Raw genomic sequence first — 21,713 nt, forward strand, 5'->3', positions numbered from 1 at the left:
GCTGCCATGCTGAAGCCGCCCAGCCTGCTCGAAGTGCGTGATCTGGTGGTCGAGTTTCCCGCTCGTCGCGGCACGCTGCGGGCGCTCGACGGCCTGTCGTTCGACATCGCCCCCGGCGAGATCCTGGGCGTGGTCGGCGAGTCGGGCGCCGGCAAGTCGCTCACCGGCGCGGCCATCATCGGCCTGCTGGAGCCGCCGGGGCGCATCGCCGGCGGTCAGATCCGGCTGTCGGGCCAGCGCATCGACAACCTGCCACCGGCCGCACTGCGCCGCATCCGCGGCCGGCGCATCGGCGCGATCTTCCAGGACCCGCTGACCTCGCTGGATCCGCTGTACACCGTTGGCCAGCAGTTGGTCGAGACGCTTCGCACCCACCTGCCGCTCGATGAGCGCGCCGCGCGCGCGCGCGCTGTCGAACTGCTGCGCGACACCGGCATCCCGGCGCCCGAGGCGCGCATCGACCACTACCCGCACCAGTTCTCCGGCGGCATGCGCCAGCGGGTCGTGATCGCGCTGGCTCTGGCCGGGAACCCGGAGCTGGTGATCGCGGACGAGCCGACCACCGCGCTCGACGTGTCGATCCAGGCGCAGGTGATCGACCTGCTCAAGCGCCTGTGCAAGGAGCAGGGCGCGGCGGTGATGCTGGTGACGCACGACATGGGCGTGATCGCCGAGGCCTGCGATCGGGTGGCGGTGATGTATGCCGGCCGCATCGTCGAGATCGGCGCGGTGCGCGACGTGGTGCACGCGCCGGCGCATCCGTACACGGTCGGGCTGATGAGCTCGATCCCGGCGATGAACGAAGACCGCGAGCGGCTCGCGCAGATCGACGGCAGCATGCCGCGGTTGGACGCGATCCCCGTCGGCTGCGCTTTCCATCCGCGCTGCCCGCACGCTTTCGAACGCTGCCGCGCCGAGCGACCGGTGCTGTCGGACGCGGGCCGCACGCGTGCGGCCTGCTGGCTGGTCGATGCAGCAGCGGAGCGTCCGGCATGAGCGCACCGGGCGAGGCGCTGCCGCTGGTCGAGGCGCGTGATCTGGTCAAGCGCTTCGACGTGTCGGCCCCGTGGTTCGAGCGCGTGCTGGAGCGCAAGCCACGGCAGATCGTGCAGGCTGTCGACGGCGTGAACTTCGCGATCGAGCGCGGGCAGACACTGGCGCTCGTCGGCGAGTCGGGCTGCGGCAAGAGCACGGTGGCGCGGCTGCTGGTCGGCCTGCAGCGGCCGAGCAGCGGGTCGGTGCATTTCGGTGGCGAAGACCTGGCGCGCGTGCTGACCTCGCCGCAGCGCCGTCTGCAGATGATCTTCCAGGACCCATACGCCAGCCTCAACCCGCGCTGGAGCGTGCAGTCCATCGTCGCCGAACCGCTGATCGAGCGGGGCGTCGAACGCCGACCCACGGCCCTGCGCGAGCGCGTGGCCGCATTGCTCACGTCGGTGGGGCTGGCGGCTGCGGATGCCGGTAAGTTCCCACACCAGTTCTCGGGCGGCCAGCGCCAGCGCATCTCGATCGCGCGGGCGCTGGCCACGTCGCCGGACTTCCTGGTGTGCGACGAACCGACCTCGGCGCTCGACGTGTCGGTTCAGGCCCAGGTGCTCAACCTGATGAAGGACCTGCAGCGCGAGCGCGGGCTGACCTACCTGTTCATCTCGCACAACCTCGCGGTCGTGCGGCACGTCGCCGATCAGGTGGGTGTCATGTACCTGGGCCGGCTCGTCGAGCTGGCGCCGAAGCGCACCTTGTTCGATCGACCCCGGCATCCGTACACGCGCATGCTGCTCGATGCGGTGCCCGATCTGCAGATGAGCGGGCGGCCACGCATGCCCGTCCGGGGCGAAGTGCCCAACCCTCTGCAGCCACCCAGCGGCTGCAGCTTCCATCCCCGCTGTCCGCATGCCGACGAGCGTTGCCGACGCGAGCGACCGGCCTGGCAGGAGATCGACGGCATCCGCGTGGCCTGCCATGCGGTGAGCGAAGGGCGGCTGTGAGCCGCCCCGCCGGAGAAGTCAGCCCGCAGGCAGCAGTCGCTCACCGCGGAACAACTCGGCAGCGGCCTCGCGTTCACGGATCAGCGTGGCCACGCTGCCATCGACCATGACCTCAGCCGCCCGCGGACGGGTGTTGTAGTTGCTGGCCATGCTCATGCCATAGGCGCCAGCGCTGAGCACCGCGACGTGGTCGCCGGGCTGCAGCGCCAGCGCGCGGTCGCGGCCCAGCCAGTCGCCCGATTCGCACACGGGGCCGACCACGTCGTAGACCACCGGCAGGCCGTCGCGCAGTCTGCAAGGCACGATGCCCATCGTCGCTTCGTACATGGCCGGGCGCATGAGGTCGTTCATGGCAGCGTCGACGACGCAGAAGTTCTTGTCCTCGCCGGGCTTCAGGTACAGCACCTCGGACAGCAGCACGCCGGCATTGCCGACCAGCGAGCGGCCCGGCTCGAACACCAGCGCGCGCGCACCGTGCCCGCGGGCGTCGAGACGTTCCAGCAGCGCCGCGATCAAGTCATCGGCGGCCGGCGGCACCTCGTCGGTGTACTGGATGCCCAGGCCGCCGCCGAGGTCGAGGTGGTGGATGCGCAGGCCGGTCGATTCGACGGCCTCGACCAGGTCGAGCACACGGTCGGCGGCGTCGAGGTAGGGTGCGATCTCGGTGATCTGGGAGCCGATGTGGCAGTCGATCCCGACGACATCGAGCCCGGGGAGTTGCGCCGCGCGCCGGTAGGCCGCCACGGCCCGGTCGTGCGCGATGCCGAATTTGTTGCCCTTCAGGCCGGTGGAGATGTAGGGGTGGGTCTTCGCGTCGACGTCGGGGTTGACGCGCAGGCTGACCGGCGCGGTCCGGCCCAGCGATACCGCCACCTCGGACAGCACCTCCAACTCAGCCTCGCTCTCGACGTTGAAGCAACGCACGCCGATCTCGAGCGCGCGCCGCATCTCCGAGCGCGTCTTGCCGAGCCCTGAGAACACGACCTTGCCCGGGTCGCCGCCAGCGGCCAGCACGCGCTCCAGTTCACCACCGGAGACGATGTCGAAGCCGCAGCCGGCCTGGGCGAAGGTCTGCAGCAGCGCGAGGCTCGAACTCGCCTTCATCGCGTAGCAGATCAGGTGCTGCCGGCCTGCCAGCGCCCGCTGGTACGGCGCCAGCGCGGCGAGCATGGCGCGGCGGCTGTAGACGTAAAGCGGGGTGCCGAAGCGTGCGGCGAGCTCGCTCGCCGCACAGCCGTCGATGAACAACTCCGTGCCGCGGTAGGCGATGAATGGGGCGCCGGGCAGCGTCATCGGGCAACACCGGTGGGCGCGGAGGCTGCCTGGCCTGGGGCCGGCGCGTGCGGCACCGATCCCGGCAGGTAGAGCGCGCCTTTCTGGCCGCAGCCACCCAGGGCCAGTCCCCCCAGCAAAGCACACACCGCGATCGCGGTGATGCGGCTGCCTAGAATCGAAGCAGGTTTCAACATCACCGGATTCTACGAATGAGCACCGCGACCCCCGCCACTGCGCTGAGCGACGCTGACTACCAGGCGCTGACGAGGGCCGTGCTGGGCGGCATTGAACTGCAGGTCGATCGCTGGCTGCAGGACGATGTGGTCGACATCGATGCTGCGCGCACTGGCGGTCTGCTCGAACTGAGCTTCCCGAATGGTAGCAAGATCGTCGTGAACACCCAGCCGCCCTTGCAGGAGATCTGGCTGGCCGCGCGCAGCGGGGGCTTTCATTACCGCCACGCGGGCGGGGTCTGGCGCGACACCAAGACTGCAGAAGACTTGTTCGTCACGCTGTCGCGCTGCGCCAGCGAGCAGGCGGACCGGCCCTTGAGCTTCACGCCGCCGACGACCTGACGGCATGGCGCCGGCGACGCATTTGCCGGGATGACGCTCAATTCTTGAACAGATCGAGGATGCTCTTGCGCTCTTCCTCGGTGGGCGCGGGCGCGGCGGGAGTGTCGAGCCCGAGGCTGCTGACGCCGTTGCCAGGGCTGTACTCCTCGTAGTACCACTCGCCGCCGACGTTGAGCAGGCCTTCCGGGGGTGTGAGTTCGCTCACCTTTACGCCCTTGAGCGCGACGCTCATGTAGTCGATCCACACTGGCAGAGACAGGCCGCCGCCGGTCTCGCGGTCGCCGAGCTTGCGCGGCTGGTCGTAGCCGATCCACACCACGGCCACCAGGTTCGGCGTGTAGCCGGCGAACCAGGCGTCCTGGGAATCGTTGGTGGTGCCGGTCTTGCCGTAGACGTCGGTCCGTTTCAGGGTGGCCTGGGCGCGTGCTGCGGTGCCGGAGCGCGTGACCTCCTGCAGCAGGCTGCTCATCACGAAGGCGTTGCGGCCGTCGATCGCGCGAGCCGACTCGTCCAGCGGTGCCGGCTCGGTCTGCGCCAGGATGCGGCCGCGGTTGTCGGTGACCCGCGTGACGAGCACCGGATTGATGCGGTAGCCGCCATTGGCGAACACCGCATAGCCCGCAGCCATCTGCAGCGGCGTCACCGAGCCGGTCCCCAGCGCCATCGGCAGATAGGGTTGGTGCTTGTCCGCATCGAAGCCGAAGCGGGTGATCCAGCTCTGCGCGTAATCGGTACCGATGGCCTCCAGGATGCGGATCGACACCATGTTCTTCGACTTCGCCAGCGCGCGGCGCATCGACATCGGGCCGTCGAACGTGCCGTCGTAGTTCTTCGGCTCCCAGGGCTGGCTGCCGGTGGCGGCCGCGTCGAAGAACAGCGGCGCGTCGTTGATCACCGTGGCCGGTGTGAAGCCCTTCTCGAGCGACGCCGAGTAGATGAAGGGCTTGAAGCTCGAGCCCGGCTGGCGCCAGGCCTGCGTCGCGTGGTTGAACTTGCTCTTCGCGTGGTCGAAGCCGCCGACCATCGTGCGGATCGCGCCGGTGCGCGGGTCGAGCGAGACGAAAGCGCCCTCGACCTCGGGCACCTGGGTGATCGACCAGACGTCCTTCGCGCCCTTGATGACACGGATCACCGCGCCACGCCGGATCTGGACCTTGGGGCTGGCCTTGGGCGACAACCCCGAAGTGGCCGGACGCAGGCCCTCGCCGGTGATCGTCAAGGTGTCGCCGCTCTGCAGCACGGCGACGACCTGCTTGGCACTGGCCTCGAGCACGACCGCGGCCTTGATCTCATCGTTGTCCGGATGCTCGTCGAGCGCCTCCGCAACCCGTGCGTCGAGCGCCTTGGGATCTGCCGGCAGATCCACATAGCCCTCCGGTCCTCGGTACACCTGCCGTCGTTCGTAGTCCGTGATGCCGCGGCGCAGAGCCCGGTAGGCCGCTTCCTGCTCGACCGCACGCACACTGGTGTAGACGTTCAGGCCGCGTGTGTAGGCGTTCTCGCCGTACTGGCTGAAGATCAGTTGGCGAGCCGTCTCGGCCACATACTCGGCGTGCAACGGGACCGAGATGTCCCTGCGGTACTTGAGCTGCTCGGCCTTTGCGGCCTCGGCCTGTTCCTCGGTCAGGTAGCCGTTTTCGTACATCCGCTCGATGATGTATTGCTGCCGTTGGCGCGCCCGCGTCGGGTTGGCGACCGGGTTGTAGGCCGACGGCGCCTTTGGCAGGCCCGCGAGCATGGCCGCCTCGGCGGCCGTCACGTCCTTCAGCGGCTTGCCGAAATAGATCTCCGAGGCAGCCGCGAAACCGTAGGCGCGCTGCCCCAGATAGATCTGGTTCATGTAGACCTCGAGGATCTGGTCCTTGCTGAGCTGGCTTTCGATCTTCAGCGCCAGCAGGATCTCGTACACCTTGCGGATGAAGGTCTTCTCGGTCGGCAAGTAGAAATTGCGCGCCACCTGCATCGTGATGGTCGACGCGCCCTGGCTGCGGGATTCGCCGACGTTGGCGAGGCCGGCGCGCACGATGCCGATGTAGTCGACGCCGCCATGCTGATAGAAGCGCGCATCCTCGATCGACAGCACTGCCTCGCGCATCACCTTCGGAATCTGGCCGATCGGCGCGAACAGACGGCGCTCTTCACCGTACTCGCCGATCAGCACCTCATCGGCGGAGAAGACGCGCAGGGGCAGCTTGGGCCGGTAGTCGGTGAGGCTGCTGATCTCGGGCAGGTTCGGGTAGGCCACGGCCAACGCGATGGCCAGCAGCGCCAAGCCACCCAGCAGCGCTGACCCGACGAGCGCCAGTGCCGACCCGCCGACCAGCAGGGGCCACCGGGCCGCAGCGGGCAGGTTGGAGAGAAAACCGGCACGGGAAGATGTGGACGCCGTCGGCGAGGGCTTGCGATCTTTGGCGCTCATGAATCTCCAGCAGGACCCGGCGATTATAGAAATGCGCTCAGGGCAGCATTGGTGGCATTCCGGAGTGCCCGTCGGTGCCCTGTTCCCGTGCCTGGTGCGCAAGGGCCCAGGCGCTTGCCCGGACCGTGAGTTTTGCAACGTGAGCTTGTCGCGTGCTCGCCCACGCACGGCCTGAAAGCATTGGGACACAAAGGCTTTACTGCTAGCATTGAAGTAACTTCTTAACAGCCGTGCAGCGGCGAGCGGGAGACCGTGTGGGCTTTCTAGACGGGTTGATGGGAGGCAAGCAAGCGCCGCTCGTCGGGCTGGATATCAGCTCCTCGAGCGTCAAGCTCGTCGAGCTGGGTCAGTCCGCCTCGGGTGAGTACGTGCTTGAGCGTTTTGCCACCGAGAGTTTCGAGCGAGGCTGGATCGCTGACGGCCAGATCGAGAAATTCGATGAAGTGGCCGATGCGGTGCGTCGCGTCGTCAGCAAGAGCGGCACCCGTTCCAAGCGGGTGGCGATGGCAATGCCACAGTCGGCAGTGATCACCAAGAAGATCATGTTGCCGGCTGGTTTGCGCGACGAGGAACTCGAGCTTCAGGTCGAGTCCGAAGCCAATCAGTACATTCCCTTCTCGCTGGATGAAGTGAGCCTGGATTTCTGCGTCGTCGGACCGAGTCCATCGTCGGCTGGCGACGTCGAGGTGCTGATTGCTGCCTCCCGCAAAGATCGGGTCCAGGACCGGCAGGGCCTGGCCGAGGCTGCCGGACTGAAGCCGGTCGTGCTGGATATCGAGTCGCACGCCTCCCGTCTGGCGATGATGCGCATTATCTCGGCATTGCCTAACGAAGGGCGCGATGCGCTGGTGGCGCTGTTCGAGATCGGCGCCGAAACCACCAGCCTCAAGGTACTTCGTGACGAGGAACTGCTGTACGACCGCGACCAGGCCTTCGGTGGCTCACAGCTGACGCAAATGATCTCGCGCCAATACGGCTTCTCGTTCGAAGAGGCCGAGCAGAAGAAGCTGGCCAGCGATCTTCCGGAAGACTACGAGTCCAGCCTGCTGGTGCCGTTCGTCGACAGCCTGGCGCAAGAGATCGGTCGCGCCTTGCAGTATTTCTTCACCAGCACACCGCACCACAAGGTGCACTACGTCATGTTGGGCGGCGGCACCGCGACGTTGCCTGGCCTGAAGGAGCGTGTGACCGAATTGACGGGCTTTGCGTCGATGGTGGTCAATCCTTTCGAAGGCATGCGCCTCGGGTCGGCTGTGCGCGAGAGCAAGCTGCGCCGTGAAGCCCCGGCCTACCTGACCGCGTGCGGCCTGGCGATGCGGAGGTTCCTGTAATGATCTTGATCAACCTCCTGCCGCACCGCGAAGAGCGGCGGCAGCGTCGCAAGAAGGCTTTCTTCGTCGGCTTGGGTGTCGCGGCTGCAGCCGGCATTGCCATTGCTGCGCTTTGGTACCTGGTGCTGCAACAGATGATCAGCACCCAGCAAGAGCGCAATGCCTACCTGACGGCCGAGATCAAGAAGCTCGAGGAACAGATCAAGGACATCGCGACGCTCAAGGCCGAGATCGACAGCTTGAAGGCTCGTCAGAAGGCGGTCGAAGATCTGCAGACCGATCGCAACATCCCCGTGTACCTTCTGAACGAGCTCGTCAAGCAGACGCCGGAAGGCGTGTACCTGACGACGATCAAGCAGGACGGTCAGGTGGTGGCGATCAACGGCATTGCGCAGACGAACGAACGCGTTTCCGAGTTCCTGCGCAATACCGCCTACAACTCGACCTGGCTTGAGAAGCCGGAGTTGGTGGAAATCAAGGCGGCCAGCCTGACGACGCCGAACCGCGAACAGAAGCGATTGTTTGATTTCGTGGTGAAGGTCGGTCTCAAGCGTCCTCAGGTGGAGACGCCGGACAAGTCGTCAGTCCCGGGCGCTGCGGGGGCTTCAGCCCCGGCAGCGGCTGCGTCGGTGCCCCGGTCGTGAGGACGCTCAGATGGCAACCAAAAAGAATCCCGCACTCGATCTGAACTCCGTCCTGCAAGACCTTTCCGGGCAGTTCCGTGGGTTGAACACCAACGAGCCTGGGCAGTGGCCCTGGTTGCCCAAGCTGGCGACCTTCGTGGCTGTGGCGGCCGCATTGGTGGTGGTGGCCTGGTTCGTTCTGCTGTCGGCGACGGCCGACGAACTGCAGGCGGAGCGCGACCGCGAACCGGGACTGCGACAGGACTACCGCGCCAAGCTGGCGCAGGCCGTGAATCTCGGCGAGCTACGCAAGCAGAAGATCCAGGTTCAGGAGTACGTGACTCAACTCGAGAAGCAGCTGCCGGGCAAGGCCGAGATGGATGCGCTGTTGTCGGACATCAATCAGGCCGGCTTGGGCCGTGGACTGCAGTTCGAGTTGTTCCGTCCCGGCCAGGTGGCCGTCAAGGACTATTACGCGGAATTGCCGATCGCGATCCGCGTCACCGGCCGCTACCACGACATCGGCTCCTTCGCTGCCGACGTGGCCAACCTGTCCCGGATCGTGACCTTGCACAACCTCAATATTTCCGGCGTCGGTCCCGGTGGCGCGCAGAACGCGGCCAATGCGGGAGCCGGCAATCTGAGCATGGACGCCCTGGCGCGCACCTATCGCTATCTCGACCCGACCGAGGTGGAGACCCAGCGCAAGGCGCGGGAAGCGAGCCAGAAGGCTGCAGCAGGGGCGAATAAATGACCAGGCCGATGCACCGCACCGCGCTGCTGACGTCTGCGTTGGCGGCCTTGATGATGCTGTCGGCTTGCGGCGCCGAGCAGGAAGAGCTTCAGTCGTGGATGGACCAACAGCGTCGCGAGGTCCGGCCCAGCATTGCCCCGCTGTCGCCACCGAAGCGCTTCGATCCCCAACCTTATGAGCAGGCGCGTGCGGTAGAACCGTTCAGCAGCCAAAAGCTCGCGGTGGCGCTCAAGCAGGAGGCCCGACAGCCGAATTCACTGCTGGCGGGCGAGATGAACCGTCGCAAGGAGCCGCTGGAAGCCTATCCGCTCGATTCGATGAGCATGGTCGGCAGCGTCTCTAAGCAAGGTCGTCAGTTCGCACTGCTGCGGGTCGACAACCTGCTCTATCAGGTGAAGGTGGGGGACTACCTCGGTCAGAACTACGGGAAGATCACGAAGATCTCCGAGACCGAAGTGGGTGTGCGGGAAGTTGTCCAGGATGCCGCGGGTGAATGGATAGAGCGTCCCTCTGCCCTCCAGCTGCAGGAGAAGGCGCGATGACGAAAATTCGGGAGATCACGACCATGAACCAATGGCGAGCACCAGCCGTCGCGCTCGCGCTGTTCTTCTCCGCGGTATCCGCGTGGGCGGAGAACGCGATCCAGTCGATCAACAGCAGCCAGCAAGGTGCGGCCGACGTGGTGCGCATCGAACTGAGCGAAGCGCTGGGTGCGGTGCCGGCCGGTTTCGCGGTTCAGACCCCGCCGCGTATCGCGATCGATCTTCCGGGGGTGAGCAACGCGCTAGGCCGCTCCAGCGTCGACGTCAATCAGGGCAACCTGCGGTCCGTCAATGTCGCTCAGGCGGGCGATCGAACGCGGCTCGTATTGAACCTGAAGCAGCCCGGCAACTATTCGGCGGCGCTTGACGGCAAGGCCCTCGTGTTGACGCTGCAGACCAGTGGCAATGTCGCGGCCGCACCGGCGGCGGCGCCCACGCCAGCCGCTCCTGTCGCCGCCCAGCCGGCAGCAGCCCCCGTGCGTTTCGCAGACAGCCTGAACGACGCGCCGCAGGTGCTGCGCGCGGTCGACTTCCGTCGCGGGCAGGACGGTGCCGGGCGCGTGGTGGTTGATCTCCCCAGCAACCAGGTCGGTGTCGACATCCGCCAGCAGGGCCAAAATCTGGTGGTTGAGTTCCTGAAATCCAGCCTGCCAGAAAGTCTGCGTCGCCGTCTTGATGTGACCGACTTCGGTACTCCAGTGCGGACCGTGTCGGCTTTCCAGAGCGGTGACAAGGTACGCATGGTGGTCGAGCCGACCGGCGTCTGGGAGCACAGTGCCTACCAGACTGACAACCAGTTCGTGCTCGAGGTGCGGCCGCAGAAGGTCGATCCGAACAAGCTGACACAAGGGCCGGGTTATGCCGGTGAGAAGCTGTCGTTGAACTTCCAGAGCATCGAGGTTCGCGCCCTGCTTCAGGTGATCGCCGATTTCACGAATTTCAACGTCGTGACCAGCGACACGGTGACTGGCAATGTCACGCTGCGTTTGAAGGACGTTCCCTGGGATCAGGCGCTCGACATCATCCTGCAGGCCAAGGGTCTGGGTGTGCGCAAGAGCGGGAACGTCCTGTGGATCGCACCGAAGGACGAGATTGCGACCAAGGAGAAGCTGGAGCTGGAGTCCAAGGCGCAGATTGCGTCCCTGGAGCCGGTCCGCACTCAGGCATTCCAGCTGAACTACGTGAAGGCCGAGGAGGTGTCGAAGGGGCTCACGGGGCAGCAGGCCGGGCAAGGTGGTAGTGGTGGTCAGGGCGGCGGCTCGAACAACAGCCGCATCCTGTCGCCGCGCGGCAGCATCGTGTACGAGACGCGGACCAACCAACTGTTCGTCAGCGATATTCCATCGAAGCTCGAAGAGGTCGCGCAGATCATTGCCCGTATCGACATTCCGGTCCGTCAGGTCCTGATCGAGGCTCGCATCGTCGAAGCAACTGATACTTTCGGTCGCTCGCTGGGTGCCAAGCTCGGTGCGACGGTGGCGCCTTCGTCGAAGATCAACGCCGGCATCGGCGGAAACTATCTCGGGATTGGTGCAGCGACCGGGCAGGCGCCTCCGATCAACAGCAGCGGGCTGACCACAGGCACGCCGTCGACGAACAGCTACTTCGTCAACCTACCCGCCGTCGGGCAGAACGGTTACGACGCGGCCACGTTCGCGGTGTCGATTTTCAATTCGGCGATGAATCGCTTCCTGAATCTCGAAATCTCGGCGCTGGAGGCCGATGGCAAGGGCAAGATCGTGTCCAGTCCGCGGGTGGTCACGGCTGACCAGGTCAAGGCGCTCATCGAGCAGGGCACGGAGATTCCGTACCAGACGGCAACCTCCAGCGGCGCGACGGCGATCCAGTTCCGCAAGGCCACGCTGAAGCTTGAAGTGATCCCGCAGATCACGCCCGAGGGCAACATCATCCTGGATGTCGATGTGAACAAGGACAGCCCCGGCGCGACCACAGCGGCCGGCATCCTGATCAATACCAAGCATGTGAAGACGCAGGTATTGGTCGACAACGGCGGAACGGTGGTGATCGGCGGCATCTATGAGCAGACCGAGCAGGTCGACAATACCAAGGTACCCCTGCTGGGTGACGTGCCGGTGCTCGGCGCGCTGTTCCGCAGCCAAACCAGGACGTCGAACAAGACCGAGCTGCTGGTGTTCCTCACGCCCAAGGTCGTGACAGACCGCACCGCCGCTGCACGTTGATCGGGGGCGTCGCGGTTGACGGACGACAGCCCGCCGACGGGCACCAGCAAGAAGCCGCGATGCGGCTGGCGCTTGTCGGCCTCCCTGGCTCAGGAAAATCCTCGGTCGGCCGTGCGCTCGCGCGGAAGCTCGGCGTCAGTTTCATCGATACCGATACGGTGATCCAACAGCGAATCGGCGAACCGATCCGCACTTTCTTCGAGCGGGAGGGTGAAGACCGCTTTCGCGATATCGAGCTGCAGGTGATCGCCGAACTCTGCGCGACTCGCTTTGGTGTCCTTGCGACGGGCGGCGGTGCCGTGCTGCTGGAGGCTAATCGGCGCAGCCTGCATGAGGGGTGCACCGTGCTCTACCTGCGATCTTCGCCGGAAGAGCTTCATCGGCGCTTGCGCCACGACACGCAGCGACCGTTGCTGCAGGTGAAGGATCCGCGGGCCAAGCTGCAGCAGCTGTATCGCGAGCGCGACCCCTTGTATCGCGAGACGGCCCATTTCGTCATCGAGACGGGGCGGCCGACGGTCCAGACCCTCGTCGGCATGATCCTGATGCAGCTCGAACTCGCCGGGGTCGTCGACGCGAGCCGCGTGCCCTCGGCGGTCGAGCCGCCGCGCTGAGACGGTCGGACAGGGCCCGTACACTTCGGGCATGTCAGCGTCTAACGTGGATTCTTCCTCTGCCGTAGAGACCGTCACCATTGCGCTTGGTGAGCGCAGCTACTCGATACACATCGGCTCGGGCTTGCTTCGCTCCCCCGAAAGTTTTGCGGACGCGCCACGCAGCAGCCGAGCGGTCATCGTCAGCAATACCACCGTGGCGCCGCTGTATGCGCAGACCCTCCAGGATGCACTGCGCGGCAGGTACGCTCAGGTCGAGTTGATCGCGCTACCTGACGGTGAGAGCCACAAGGACTGGGCCACTCTGAACCTGATCTTCGACGATCTGCTGGCTGGGGGAGCCGATCGAAAGACGGTCCTCTACGCTCTGGGGGGAGGGGTGGTCGGCGACATGACCGGCTTCGCCGCGGCCAGCTACATGCGTGGCGTGCCGTTCGTTCAGGTGCCGACCACGCTGCTGGCGCAGGTCGATTCCTCGGTGGGTGGCAAGACAGGAATCAACCACCCGCGTGGCAAGAACATGATCGGCGCGTTTTATCAGCCGGTCTGCGTCATCGCCGATCTCGAGACTTTGAATACGCTGCCGATGCGTGAGTTGCGCGCCGGCCTAGCCGAAGTCATCAAGTACGGGCCGATCGCCGATGCAGGATTCCTGGGCTGGGTCGAAGCGAACCTGGACGCACTGCTCGCTCGCGATGCTTCCGCCCTGCGCCATGCTGTGCGACGGTCGTGCGAGATCAAGGCCGCCGTCGTCGGTCAGGATGAGCGCGAAGCCGGCCTGCGGGCCATTCTCAATTTCGGCCATACCTTCGGCCATGCCATCGAGGCAGGTCTGGGTTACGGAGAGTGGCTCCATGGTGAGGCTGTCGGCTGCGGCATGGTGATGGCGGCTGAAACTTCGGCGCGATTGGGTCTGCTGCACGGACGAGACGCGGAGCGACTTATCCGGCTCATCGAGCGTGCCGGCTTGCCGGTGAAGGGGCCGGACCTCGGAGCGGATCGCTATCTCGAGCTCATGCGCCTCGACAAGAAGGCAGAAGCCGGCGAGATCAAGTTCGTGCTGCTCGACGCCATCGGGCATTCCGTAGTGCGCAGCGTGCCGGACGCCACCTTGTGCCAAGTCCTCGCTTCGCGCTGCACGTGACTCCCGCGCCGCGATAACGATGTCGCTAGCGTCCTACGCCAGCGATCCGGCCAGCGGCCGTGGCCGCCGCTACGCCGAGCCGGCCGCACCGACCCGGGACGATTACCAGCGCGACCGCGATCGCATCGTCCATTCCACAGCGTTCCGTCGCCTCGTCTACAAGACCCAGGTCTTCTTGAACCACGAGGGCGACCTGTTCCGGACGCGGCTCACGCACTCGCTCGAGGTGGCGCAGCTCGCGCGTTCGATTGCGCGTGCCCTGCAGCTCAACGAAGACCTCACGGAAGCCATCGCCCTGGCGCATGACCTGGGGCACACCCCGTTCGGGCATGCAGGTCAGGATGAGTTGAACGGGTGCCTGCGACGCATCGATCCGCAGGGATCGGGATTCGAGCACAACCTCCAGTCGCTGAGAGTCGTGGACCGGCTCGAGCAACGCTATGCCAGCTTCGAAGGATTGAATCTCAGTTTCGAGACGAGGGAAGGCATCCTCAAGCACTGCTCCCGACGCAACGCGCAGGCGCTCGAGCTTCATGAGCCCGGCGGTGTCGGGCGTCGTTTCCTCGATGGCACGCAGCCCAGTCTGGAGGCGCAGCTGTGCAACCTTGCCGACGAGATTGCCTACAACGCGCACGATGTCGACGACGGCGTGCGTTCGGGCTTGATCGCTCTCGAGCAGCTTCGTGAAGTTCCCTTGGTCGCCACCCACATGGACGCTGCTCAACGTGAGCACAGCGGCCTGGAGGGCCGTCGACTGTTGTTCGAAACCTTGCGGCGTTTGTTGTCCGCCCAGGTCTACGACGTGATCGATGCCACCCGCAGTGCACTGCGCCAACATCGCATCGAGCAGGTGTCCGATGTGAGGAAATCGCTGCTGCTGGTGCAGTTCACACCGGCCATGCGGGAAGAGAGCTTGGCACTGAAGCGCTTTCTGTTTGCACGGCTCTACCGCCACCCGCAGGTTGAGAGTACGACGCACCGCGCGAGGTGCGTGGTACGCGAGCTGTTCGAGGCCTACGTGACGGGTGCTGCCGAGCTGCCGTTGCCTGCGGCCGAAAGCGCCACACCGTTCCGCGCTGTTACCGACTACGTGGCGGGCATGACGGATCGCTTCGCGATCAGCGAGCACCGGCGCATCACGGGCCGTACGGTCTTCGAAGACCACGGACGAGTGTCTGGAGGGTAGTCTCTACTCCCTTGTGAGCAAATCGCAACATCCCCGTGTTGACCCGCTACGGTGCTGTGGGAGGCGTCGATACAGTCATTTGCAGAGGTTGTCGAGGCAACGCCACGACGGCCCGATTCGAGAATCTGCAGGAGACGCTCCCCATGAACAAGACCCTCTTCGCATTGGCCGCGACATCGGTTGTCGCCGCGTCGGCACAGGCACAGAACTCGGTCACGCTGTACGGCAGCGTGGATGCCGGTATCAACTACGTTTCAGGTCAGGACGCCGCCAAGACGCGCTTGGCGAGCGGCATCATGGAAGGCTCGCGTTGGGGCTTCAAGGGCAATGAAGATCTAGGGGGTGGCTACCGCGCGCTCTTCGTGCTGGAAAGCCGTTTCGAGGCCGACACCGGCGCGATCAGCAACCGGGCCGCATCGGGCATTCAGGTGCCCGATCGCTTTCTCGATCTGCAGTTCCTCGGCGTGCCGCTGATCCCGCTGGCCCCGGGTGTGACGACGCAGACGGTCGTGAACCAGGTCGGCGCGCAACTGGGCAGCCAGATCGGCGTGAACCTGACCAACAACGTCTTCGACCGGCAGGCGTTCGTCGGTCTCGTCACACCGGTCGGTGCTGTGCTCGCGGGTCGGCAGTACACGCCGGCCTACGAGATGTTCTACGTGTTCGATTCGATGCAGACCGATTCCAGCCTGTCGGCGGCACAGATCGCCACACTGCCGGCTGCGGTGGACATCCGCAAGAGCAACGCGCTGGCCTACCGTCTGCAGAAGGATGGATTCACGGCCACTCTGATGTATGCCTTCGGTGAAACCGGTGATTCCACCTCGAACAACCGCTACATGAGTGCCAACGCCTACTACAAGGGCAATGGCTTCGCGGTGGGGGCAGCCTACGGCACCAACAACAATGCCGTCGGCGACAAGGCCCTGACCGACGTGCTGCTGGGTGCTTCGGTGGACCTGGGTCCCGGCAAGCTGTCGACGCTCTATGCAACCTTCAAGGACGACAATCCTGGCGTCGGCGCGGACGTGACCGCGGGATTGATCGCTCAAAACCCGAGCCCCGCATTTGCGCCGCTCGCCACCCTGATCGGCAATGCCTTCGAGCGTGCGTTGCGCCAGGATTCGCGGCTGTTCCACGTGGGCTATCGCTTCAACTTCGGCCCGAGCACCGTGACGGTGGCCTACAACCGTTATGACGATCGCACCATTGCCGATGCGGACGTGCAGTCCTACGGTGCCGTCTACACGTATGCGCTCTCGAAGCGGACCGACGTCAACTTCGTGCTGACCCGTTTCGACAACGACGACAACGCGCAGGCCGCTCCGGGTGGCGGTGGTTTCTTCGGCGGCGTGACCTCCGAGGCGGGCAAGGGCGCTCACAACATCGCGCTGGCGCTGCGTCACCGCTTCTGAGCATCCGTCAGCCGGCGGTCCGCCCCTTCGCTGCCGCGGTGTACGCTCGCGCGCCATGGCCCGACTGCCCCGCTTGATCGTTCCGGCGCTGCCGCACGTGGTGAGCCAGCGTGCCCAGCACGGCCAGGCGATGGTGCGGGACGATACGGACCGCCAGTCATTGATGCAGTTGCTGCGCGAGGCCGCAGCACAGCATCACGTTGCGATTCATGCCTACTCGGTGCTCGAGTCGCGCCTCGACCTGGTGGTGACGCCCGAGCAGGCGAGTGGCCTGAGTTTGGTGATGCAATCGGTGTCGCGCCGGCATGCGTCGGCATTCAACCGACGGCACGGCCGCGCTGGTGGCTTGTGGGAGGGCCGTTTCCGCGCGGCAGTCATCGAGCCGACGTCGTGGCTGCTGCCTTGCATGGTGTATGTGGAGCGTCTGGGTCTTGCCGCCCAGGCCACGGCGCCTGTGTCGTGGCTGTGGTCCAGCGAGGCGGCTCATCGCGGTCACGCCGCAGACCCGTTCCTGGTGCATCCGGTGGCGTACTGGGCCCTTGGCAATACGCCCTTCGAGCGTGAGATGGCCTACGGCGGCATGCTCGAACACGCGTTGCCGGATCGGCAGATTCAGGCCATCGAAGCCGCGCTGCGCGGCGGTTGGGCGCTGGGCTCGGACCACTTCGTGGCGCAGCTCGCTTCCGCCTCGACGCGCCCGGTCGCGCCGCGGCCGCGAGGCCGTCCGCCGAAGAGCCGCACGGCGCACCATATTTGATATGTCACCATTTATTTTCGCACCAGTCTTGAGCGCTCAATAAATATAACCTGACCCTAAATTTTTAGATTGTCAGTTTTGCTGCGCTGCCGTAATCTCTTGCCCGTTTCCCGCCAGGAGAGCGCCGTGACCTCGTCCGCCCCAAGCCAGCAAGATATCGATACCCTTCGCCTTGAAGGTCTCTACGACCCGGCCAACGAGCACGACGCCTGCGGTGTCGGCTTCGTCGCTCACATCAAGGGCCACAAGGCGCACAGCATCGTCGGCCAGGGGCTGAAGATCCTGGAGAACCTCGACCACCGTGGCGCTGTCGGTGCCGACAAGCTGATGGGCGATGGCGCAGGCATCCTGATCCAGATTCCCGATGAGTTCTACCGTGCCGAGATGGCGTTGCAGGGCATCGAGTTGCCGCCGCCCGGAGAGTACGGCGTCGGCATGATCTTCTTGCCCAAAGAGCATGCCTCGCGTCTGGCCTGCGAGCAGGCCTTGGAGCGTGCCGTGCACGCCGAAGGGCAGGTGCTGCTGGGCTGGCGCGACGTGCCGGTCGACCGGGACATGCCGATGTCGCCCACCGTGCGTGCCAAGGAGCCGGTGATCCGGCAGATCTTCATCGGCCGTGGCGCCGACGTGATCGTGCCCGACGCGCTTGAGCGCAAGCTCTACGTGATCCGCAAGACGGCCTCAGCCGCGATTCAGAAATTGCAGCTCACGCACAGCCACGAGTACTACGTGCCCAGCATGAGTTGCCGCACAATCATCTACAAGGGTCTGCTGCTCGCCGACCAGGTGGGTACTTACTATCTGGATCTTCAAGACGAACGAACGGTGTCGGCGCTGGCACTGGTGCATCAACGCTTCTCGACCAACACCTTCCCCGAGTGGCCACTGGCGCACCCCTACCGGATGGTGGCGCACAACGGCGAGATCAACACCGTCAAGGGCAACTTCAACTGGATGCGCGCGCGCCAGGGCGTCATGAAATCGCCGGTGCTCGGCGACGATCTGAACAAGCTATACCCCATCAGCTTCGACGGCCAGTCCGACACCGCGACGTTCGACAACGCGCTGGAATTGCTGACGATGGCCGGCTATCCGCTGGCCCATGCCGCAATGATGATGATCCCCGAGGCCTGGGAACAGCACGCGACGATGGATGAGCGGCGCCGCGCGTTCTACGAGTACCACGCCGCGATGCTGGAGCCGTGGGACGGCCCGGCTGCGATGGTGTTCACCGACGGCAAGCAGATCGGCGCCACGCTAGACCGCAACGGCCTGCGTCCAGCCCGCTACATCGTCACCGATGACGACCTGGTGGTGATGGCCTCCGAGTCCGGCGTGTTGCCGATCCCGGAGAACAAGATCGTCAAGAAGTGGCGCCTGCAGCCCGGAAAGATGTTCCTGATCGACCTGGAACAGGGCCGCATCGTCGACGACGAGGAACTCAAGAACACTTACGCCTCGGCCAAGCCCTACCGGCAGTGGATCGAGAACGTGCGCATCAAGCTCGACGCGATCGCCGCGCCGGCCGAGGCCGCACCGGCCTTCGCCGAGACCTTGCTCGATCGCCAGCAGGCTTTCGGCTACACACAGGAAGACATCAAGTTCCTGATGAGCCCGATGGCCCAGGCCGGCGAGGAAGGCATCGGCTCGATGGGCAACGACTCGCCGCTGGCGGTGCTGTCCGACAAGAACAAGCCGCTGTACAGCTACTTCAAGCAGATGTTCGCGCAGGTCACCAACCCGCCGATCGATCCGATCCGCGAGGCGATCGTGATGTCGCTGAACAGCTTCATCGGCCCCAAGCCCAACCTGCTGGACATCAATGCGGTCAACCCGCCGATGCGGCTGGAGGTCGCGCAACCCATCCTCGACGTCGAGGACATGGCGCGTCTGCGCAGCATCGAGAAGCCGACGCACGGCAAGTTCAAGTCGTATGAGCTCAACATCGTCTACCCCTACGCCTGGGGCGGCGAGGGCGTGGAGGCCAAGCTGGCATCGCTGTGCGCCGAGGCGGTGGACGCGATCCAGAGCGGTCACAACATCCTGATCATCACCGACCGTCGCATGAGTCGCGACCAGATCGCGATCCCCGCGTTGCTGGCCCTGTCGGCGATCCACCAGCACCTGGTTCGCGAGGGTCTGCGCACCACGGCCGGCCTGGTGGTGGAGACGGGCTCGGCGCGCGAGGTGCATCACTTCGGCGTGCTCGCCGGCTACGGCGCCGAGGCCGTGCACCCCTACCTGGCGATGGAGACGCTGGCATCGCTGCACAGGGAGCTGCCGGGCGACCTGTCGGCCGACAAGGCGATCTACAACTACGTCAAGGCCATCGGCAAGGGCCTGTCGAAGATCATGTCCAAGATGGGCGTGTCGACCTACATGTCCTACTGCGGCGCGCAACTGTTCGAGGCAATCGGCCTCAACAAGCCGCTGGTGGAGAAGTACTTCCGCGGCACGGCCTCGCAGGTCGGCGGCATCGGCGTGTTCGAGGTCGCTGAAGAGGCGCTCCGCATGCACAAGGCCGCCTTCGGCGACGACCCGGTGCTGGCCACAATGCTCGACACCGGTGGCGAGTACGCCTGGCGCACGCGGGGTGAAGAGCACATGTGGACGCCCGACGCGATCGCGAAGCTGCAGCACAGCACGCGCGCGAACAAGTTCGACACCTACAAGGAGTACGCCCAGCTGATCAACGACCAGTCGCGCCGGCACATGACGCTGCGCGGGCTGTTCGAGTTCAAGCTCGATCCCAGCAAGGCCATCCCGCTCGACCAGGTGGAGCCGGTCAGCGAGATCGTCAAGCGCTTCGCCACCGGAGCGATGTCGCTCGGCTCGATCAGCACCGAGGCGCACAGCACGCTCGCGATCGCGATGAACCGCATCGGCGGCAAGTCCAACACCGGCGAGGGCGGGGAAGACCCGGCGCGTTACCGCAACGAGCTCAAGGGGATCCCGATCAAGCAGGGCACGATGGTCAGCGAGGTCATCGGCAGCAAGGTGATCGAGGCCGACTACGAGCTCAAGGAGGGCGACTCGCTGCGCTCGAAGATCAAGCAGGTGGCGTCCGGGCGCTTCGGCGTGACGACCGAGTACCTGGTGTCGGCCGACCAGATCCAGATCAAGATGGCCCAGGGCGCAAAGCCCGGCGAAGGCGGCCAGCTGCCGGGCGGCAAGGTGTCCGAGTACATCGGCATGCTGCGCTACTCGGTGCCGGGCGTCGGACTCATCTCGCCGCCGCCGCATCACGACATCTACTCGATCGAGGACCTGGCGCAACTGATCCACGACCTGAAGAACGCCAATCCGCGCGCCTCCATCAGCGTCAAGCTGGTGTCCGAGGTCGGTGTCGGCACGATCGCCGCCGGTGTCGCCAAGGCCAAGAGCGACCACGTGGTGATCGCCGGCCATGACGGTGGCACCGGTGCCTCGCCGTGGTCCAGCATCAAGCACGCCGGCACGCCGTGGGAGCTGGGCCTGGCCGAGACCCAGCAGACGCTGGTGCTCAACGGGCTGCGGGGCCGCATCCGCGTGCAGGCCGACGGCCAGATGAAGACCGGCCGCGATGTCGTGATCGGTGCGCTGCTCGGGGCCGACGAGTTCGGCTTCGCGACCGCGCCGCTGGTCGTCGAGGGCTGCATCATGATGCGCAAGTGCCACCTGAACACCTGCCCGGTCGGCGTGGCGACGCAGGACCCGGTGCTGCGCGCCAAGTTCCAGGGCAAGCCCGAGCACGTCGTCAACTACTTCTTCTTCGTCGCCGAGGAAGCGCGCCAGATCATGGCGCAGCTGGGCATCCGCACGTTCGACGAGTTGATCGGCCGCGCGGACCTGCTCGACACCAAGAAGGGTGTGTCGCACTGGAAAGCGCGTGGGCTCGATTTCGGTCGGGTGTTCCACCTGCCGCAGGTGGGCGCGGACGTGCCGCGTCGCCAGGTCGACGTGCAGGACCACGGTCTCGCCAAGGCGCTGGACGTGCGCCTGATCGAGAAGTGCCGTCCGGCAATCGAGCGCGGCGAGAAGGTCCAGTTCATGGACGAGACGCGCAACGTCAACCGCACCGTCGGCGCGATGCTGTCGGGCGAGCTGATCCGCCATCGACCCGAAGGCCTGCCCGACCACACCATCTTCATGCAGATGGAAGGCGTGGGCGGCCAGAGCTTCGGCGCCTTCCTGGCGCAAGGCATCACGCTCTACCTGATCGGCGACGCGAACGACTACACCGGCAAGGGCCTGAGCGGCGGCCGTGTGGTGGTGCGGCCAAGCATCGACTTCCGGGGCGACGCCACGCAGAACATCATCGTCGGCAACACGGTGCTCTACGGGGCCACCAGCGGCGAGGCCTTCTTCCGCGGCGTGGCCGGCGAGCGCTTCGCGGTGCGGCTCTCGGGTGCGACCACGGTGGTCGAGGGCACCGGCGACCACGGCTGCGAGTACATGACCGGCGGCACGGTGGTCGTGCTCGGCAAGACCGGGCGCAACTTCGCGGCCGGCATGTCGGGCGGCATCGCGTACGTCTACGACGAGGACGGCAGCTTCTCGCAGCGCTGCAACACCGCGATGGTCGCGATGGACAAGGTGTTGACGGCCGACGAGCAGCGCAGCACACAGGAGGCCGCGATCTTCCACAAGGGCGTGGCCGACGAGGTGCTGCTGCGCAAGTTGATCGAGGACCACCACCGGTGGACCGGCTCGCTGCGCGCGCGCGACATCCTCGACCACTGGCCCGCGGCGCGCGGCAAGTTCGTCAAGGTCTTCCCGCACGAATACAAGCGGGCGCTGGGCGAGATCCACGCCAAGAAGGAGGCCGGCGAGACCATCGCCAAGGCCAGGACCAACGACAAGAAGTCGAGCAAGGCGAAGGCCTGAGGCCTGCCTGCAAGAGCGACCGC

The 21,713-nt window shown here is 65.6% G+C and carries 17 protein-coding genes; 14 read left to right on the top strand and 3 right to left on the bottom strand.

Features of this window, described 5'->3' with window-relative positions; genetic code table 11:
* Positions 1–6: 6 nt before the first annotated feature.
* Together ASC67_RS06725 and ASC67_RS06730 are read left to right on the top strand one after the other, a co-directional pair.
* The gene (locus ASC67_RS06725; protein ID WP_056316849.1) at positions 7–996 is read left to right on the top strand and encodes an ABC transporter ATP-binding protein; all 990 of its coding nucleotides are present in this window, start codon (positions 7–9) and stop codon (positions 994–996) included.
* Positions 993–1,988, top strand: coding sequence for an ABC transporter ATP-binding protein (locus tag ASC67_RS06730; RefSeq protein WP_056316852.1), 996 nt, complete (start codon positions 993–995; stop codon positions 1,986–1,988). Before ASC67_RS06725 ends, ASC67_RS06730 begins: the two co-directional genes overlap by 4 nt.
* An 18-nt stretch (positions 1,989–2,006) precedes the next feature.
* On the opposite strand, the gene lysA is transcribed toward ASC67_RS06730, so the two are convergent.
* Both lysA and ASC67_RS20975 read right to left on the bottom strand, forming a co-directional pair.
* The gene (gene lysA, locus ASC67_RS06735; RefSeq protein ID WP_056316855.1) at positions 2,007–3,281 is read right to left on the bottom strand and encodes a diaminopimelate decarboxylase; all 1,275 of its coding nucleotides are present in this window, start codon (positions 3,279–3,281) and stop codon (positions 2,007–2,009) included.
* Positions 3,278–3,457 carry an LPS translocon maturation chaperone LptM gene (locus tag ASC67_RS20975; RefSeq protein WP_310731972.1) on the bottom strand — a complete coding sequence of 60 codons (180 nt, stop codon included), beginning with the start codon at positions 3,455–3,457 and terminating at the stop codon, positions 3,278–3,280. Before ASC67_RS20975 ends, lysA begins: the two co-directional genes overlap by 4 nt.
* Positions 3,458–3,472: 15 nt before the next feature.
* On the opposite strand from ASC67_RS20975, the gene cyaY reads away from it, so the two are divergent.
* The gene (gene cyaY, locus ASC67_RS06740; RefSeq protein ID WP_056316859.1) at positions 3,473–3,838 is read left to right on the top strand and encodes an iron donor protein CyaY; all 366 of its coding nucleotides are present in this window, start codon (positions 3,473–3,475) and stop codon (positions 3,836–3,838) included.
* Between the two features lie 37 nt (positions 3,839–3,875).
* On the opposite strand, the gene ASC67_RS06745 is transcribed toward cyaY, so the two are convergent.
* Complete coding sequence (locus ASC67_RS06745) at positions 3,876–6,257, bottom strand: penicillin-binding protein 1A (protein ID WP_056316862.1); 2,382 nt, start codon at positions 6,255–6,257, stop codon at positions 3,876–3,878.
* Between the two features lie 275 nt (positions 6,258–6,532).
* Here ASC67_RS06745 and ASC67_RS06750 point away from each other — a divergent pair, with 275 nt between their 5' ends.
* From ASC67_RS06750 to ASC67_RS06800, 11 genes are all read left to right on the top strand, one after another.
* The gene (locus ASC67_RS06750) at positions 6,533–7,588 is read left to right on the top strand and encodes a pilus assembly protein PilM (RefSeq protein WP_056316865.1); all 1,056 of its coding nucleotides are present in this window, start codon (positions 6,533–6,535) and stop codon (positions 7,586–7,588) included.
* Positions 7,588–8,232 carry a PilN domain-containing protein gene (locus tag ASC67_RS06755; RefSeq protein ID WP_056316868.1) on the top strand — a complete coding sequence of 215 codons (645 nt, stop codon included), beginning with the start codon at positions 7,588–7,590 and terminating at the stop codon, positions 8,230–8,232. The genes ASC67_RS06750 and ASC67_RS06755 overlap by 1 nt, the downstream gene beginning before the upstream one ends.
* Positions 8,233–8,242: 10 nt before the next feature.
* Positions 8,243–8,965: a type 4a pilus biogenesis protein PilO gene (locus ASC67_RS06760; RefSeq protein WP_056316870.1), complete on the top strand. Its 723-nt coding sequence runs from the start codon at positions 8,243–8,245 to the stop codon at positions 8,963–8,965.
* A gap of 8 nt (positions 8,966–8,973) precedes the next feature.
* Positions 8,974–9,507, top strand: a complete 534-nt coding sequence (locus ASC67_RS06765; RefSeq protein WP_056316874.1) for a pilus assembly protein PilP — start codon at positions 8,974–8,976, stop codon at positions 9,505–9,507.
* Positions 9,504–11,708, top strand: coding sequence for a type IV pilus secretin PilQ (gene pilQ / locus ASC67_RS06770; RefSeq protein WP_056316877.1), 2,205 nt, complete (start codon positions 9,504–9,506; stop codon positions 11,706–11,708). The genes ASC67_RS06765 and pilQ overlap by 4 nt, the downstream gene beginning before the upstream one ends.
* A 59-nt stretch (positions 11,709–11,767) precedes the next feature.
* The gene (locus ASC67_RS06775; protein WP_056316880.1) at positions 11,768–12,322 is read left to right on the top strand and encodes a shikimate kinase; all 555 of its coding nucleotides are present in this window, start codon (positions 11,768–11,770) and stop codon (positions 12,320–12,322) included.
* Between the two features lie 31 nt (positions 12,323–12,353).
* Entirely contained in the window at positions 12,354–13,466 is a 1,113-nt protein-coding gene (gene aroB / locus ASC67_RS06780; protein WP_056316882.1) for a 3-dehydroquinate synthase, read from the top strand.
* Positions 13,467–13,485: 19 nt separating this feature from the next.
* On the top strand, positions 13,486–14,652 hold the full coding sequence (locus ASC67_RS06785) for a deoxyguanosinetriphosphate triphosphohydrolase (RefSeq protein ID WP_056316886.1): 1,167 nt from the start codon (positions 13,486–13,488) through the stop codon (positions 14,650–14,652).
* A 35-nt stretch (positions 14,653–14,687) separates the two neighbouring features.
* Entirely contained in the window at positions 14,688–16,067 is a 1,380-nt protein-coding gene (locus tag ASC67_RS06790) for a porin (protein WP_235566247.1), read from the top strand.
* A gap of 55 nt (positions 16,068–16,122) precedes the next feature.
* Positions 16,123–16,824 (top strand): transposase, encoded by a 702-nt coding sequence (locus ASC67_RS06795; protein ID WP_056316893.1) that lies wholly within the window; start codon positions 16,123–16,125, stop codon positions 16,822–16,824.
* Between the two features lie 126 nt (positions 16,825–16,950).
* On the top strand, positions 16,951–21,690 hold the full coding sequence (locus ASC67_RS06800; RefSeq protein ID WP_056316896.1) for a glutamate synthase-related protein: 4,740 nt from the start codon (positions 16,951–16,953) through the stop codon (positions 21,688–21,690).
* Positions 21,691–21,713: the final 23 nt, after the last annotated feature.

Origin of the sequence: Methylibium sp. Root1272 (assembly GCF_001425905.1) — a bacterium.
Lineage (GTDB): Bacteria > Pseudomonadota > Gammaproteobacteria > Burkholderiales > Burkholderiaceae_C > Methylibium.

What these genes read in the sequence shown, in the direction of transcription:
- ASC67_RS06725 (WP_056316849.1), top strand. Translation starts at nt 7, where the DNA reads ATGCTGAAGCCGCCCAGCCTGCTCGAAGTGCGTGATCTGGTGGTCGAG.
- ASC67_RS06730 (WP_056316852.1), top strand. Translation starts at nt 993, where the DNA reads ATGAGCGCACCGGGCGAGGCGCTGCCGCTGGTCGAGGCGCGTGATCTG.
- lysA (WP_056316855.1), bottom strand. Translation starts at nt 3,281, where the DNA reads ATGACGCTGCCCGGCGCCCCATTCATCGCCTACCGCGGCACGGAGTTG.
- ASC67_RS20975 (WP_310731972.1), bottom strand. Translation starts at nt 3,457, where the DNA reads ATGTTGAAACCTGCTTCGATTCTAGGCAGCCGCATCACCGCGATCGCG.
- cyaY (WP_056316859.1), top strand. Translation starts at nt 3,473, where the DNA reads ATGAGCACCGCGACCCCCGCCACTGCGCTGAGCGACGCTGACTACCAG.
- ASC67_RS06745 (WP_056316862.1), bottom strand. Translation starts at nt 6,257, where the DNA reads ATGAGCGCCAAAGATCGCAAGCCCTCGCCGACGGCGTCCACATCTTCC.
- ASC67_RS06750 (WP_056316865.1), top strand. Translation starts at nt 6,533, where the DNA reads ATGGGAGGCAAGCAAGCGCCGCTCGTCGGGCTGGATATCAGCTCCTCG.
- ASC67_RS06755 (WP_056316868.1), top strand. Translation starts at nt 7,588, where the DNA reads ATGATCTTGATCAACCTCCTGCCGCACCGCGAAGAGCGGCGGCAGCGT.
- ASC67_RS06760 (WP_056316870.1), top strand. Translation starts at nt 8,243, where the DNA reads ATGGCAACCAAAAAGAATCCCGCACTCGATCTGAACTCCGTCCTGCAA.
- ASC67_RS06765 (WP_056316874.1), top strand. Translation starts at nt 8,974, where the DNA reads ATGCACCGCACCGCGCTGCTGACGTCTGCGTTGGCGGCCTTGATGATG.
- pilQ (WP_056316877.1), top strand. Translation starts at nt 9,504, where the DNA reads ATGACGAAAATTCGGGAGATCACGACCATGAACCAATGGCGAGCACCA.
- ASC67_RS06775 (WP_056316880.1), top strand. Translation starts at nt 11,768, where the DNA reads ATGCGGCTGGCGCTTGTCGGCCTCCCTGGCTCAGGAAAATCCTCGGTC.
- aroB (WP_056316882.1), top strand. Translation starts at nt 12,354, where the DNA reads ATGTCAGCGTCTAACGTGGATTCTTCCTCTGCCGTAGAGACCGTCACC.
- ASC67_RS06785 (WP_056316886.1), top strand. Translation starts at nt 13,486, where the DNA reads ATGTCGCTAGCGTCCTACGCCAGCGATCCGGCCAGCGGCCGTGGCCGC.
- ASC67_RS06795 (WP_056316893.1), top strand. Translation starts at nt 16,123, where the DNA reads ATGGCCCGACTGCCCCGCTTGATCGTTCCGGCGCTGCCGCACGTGGTG.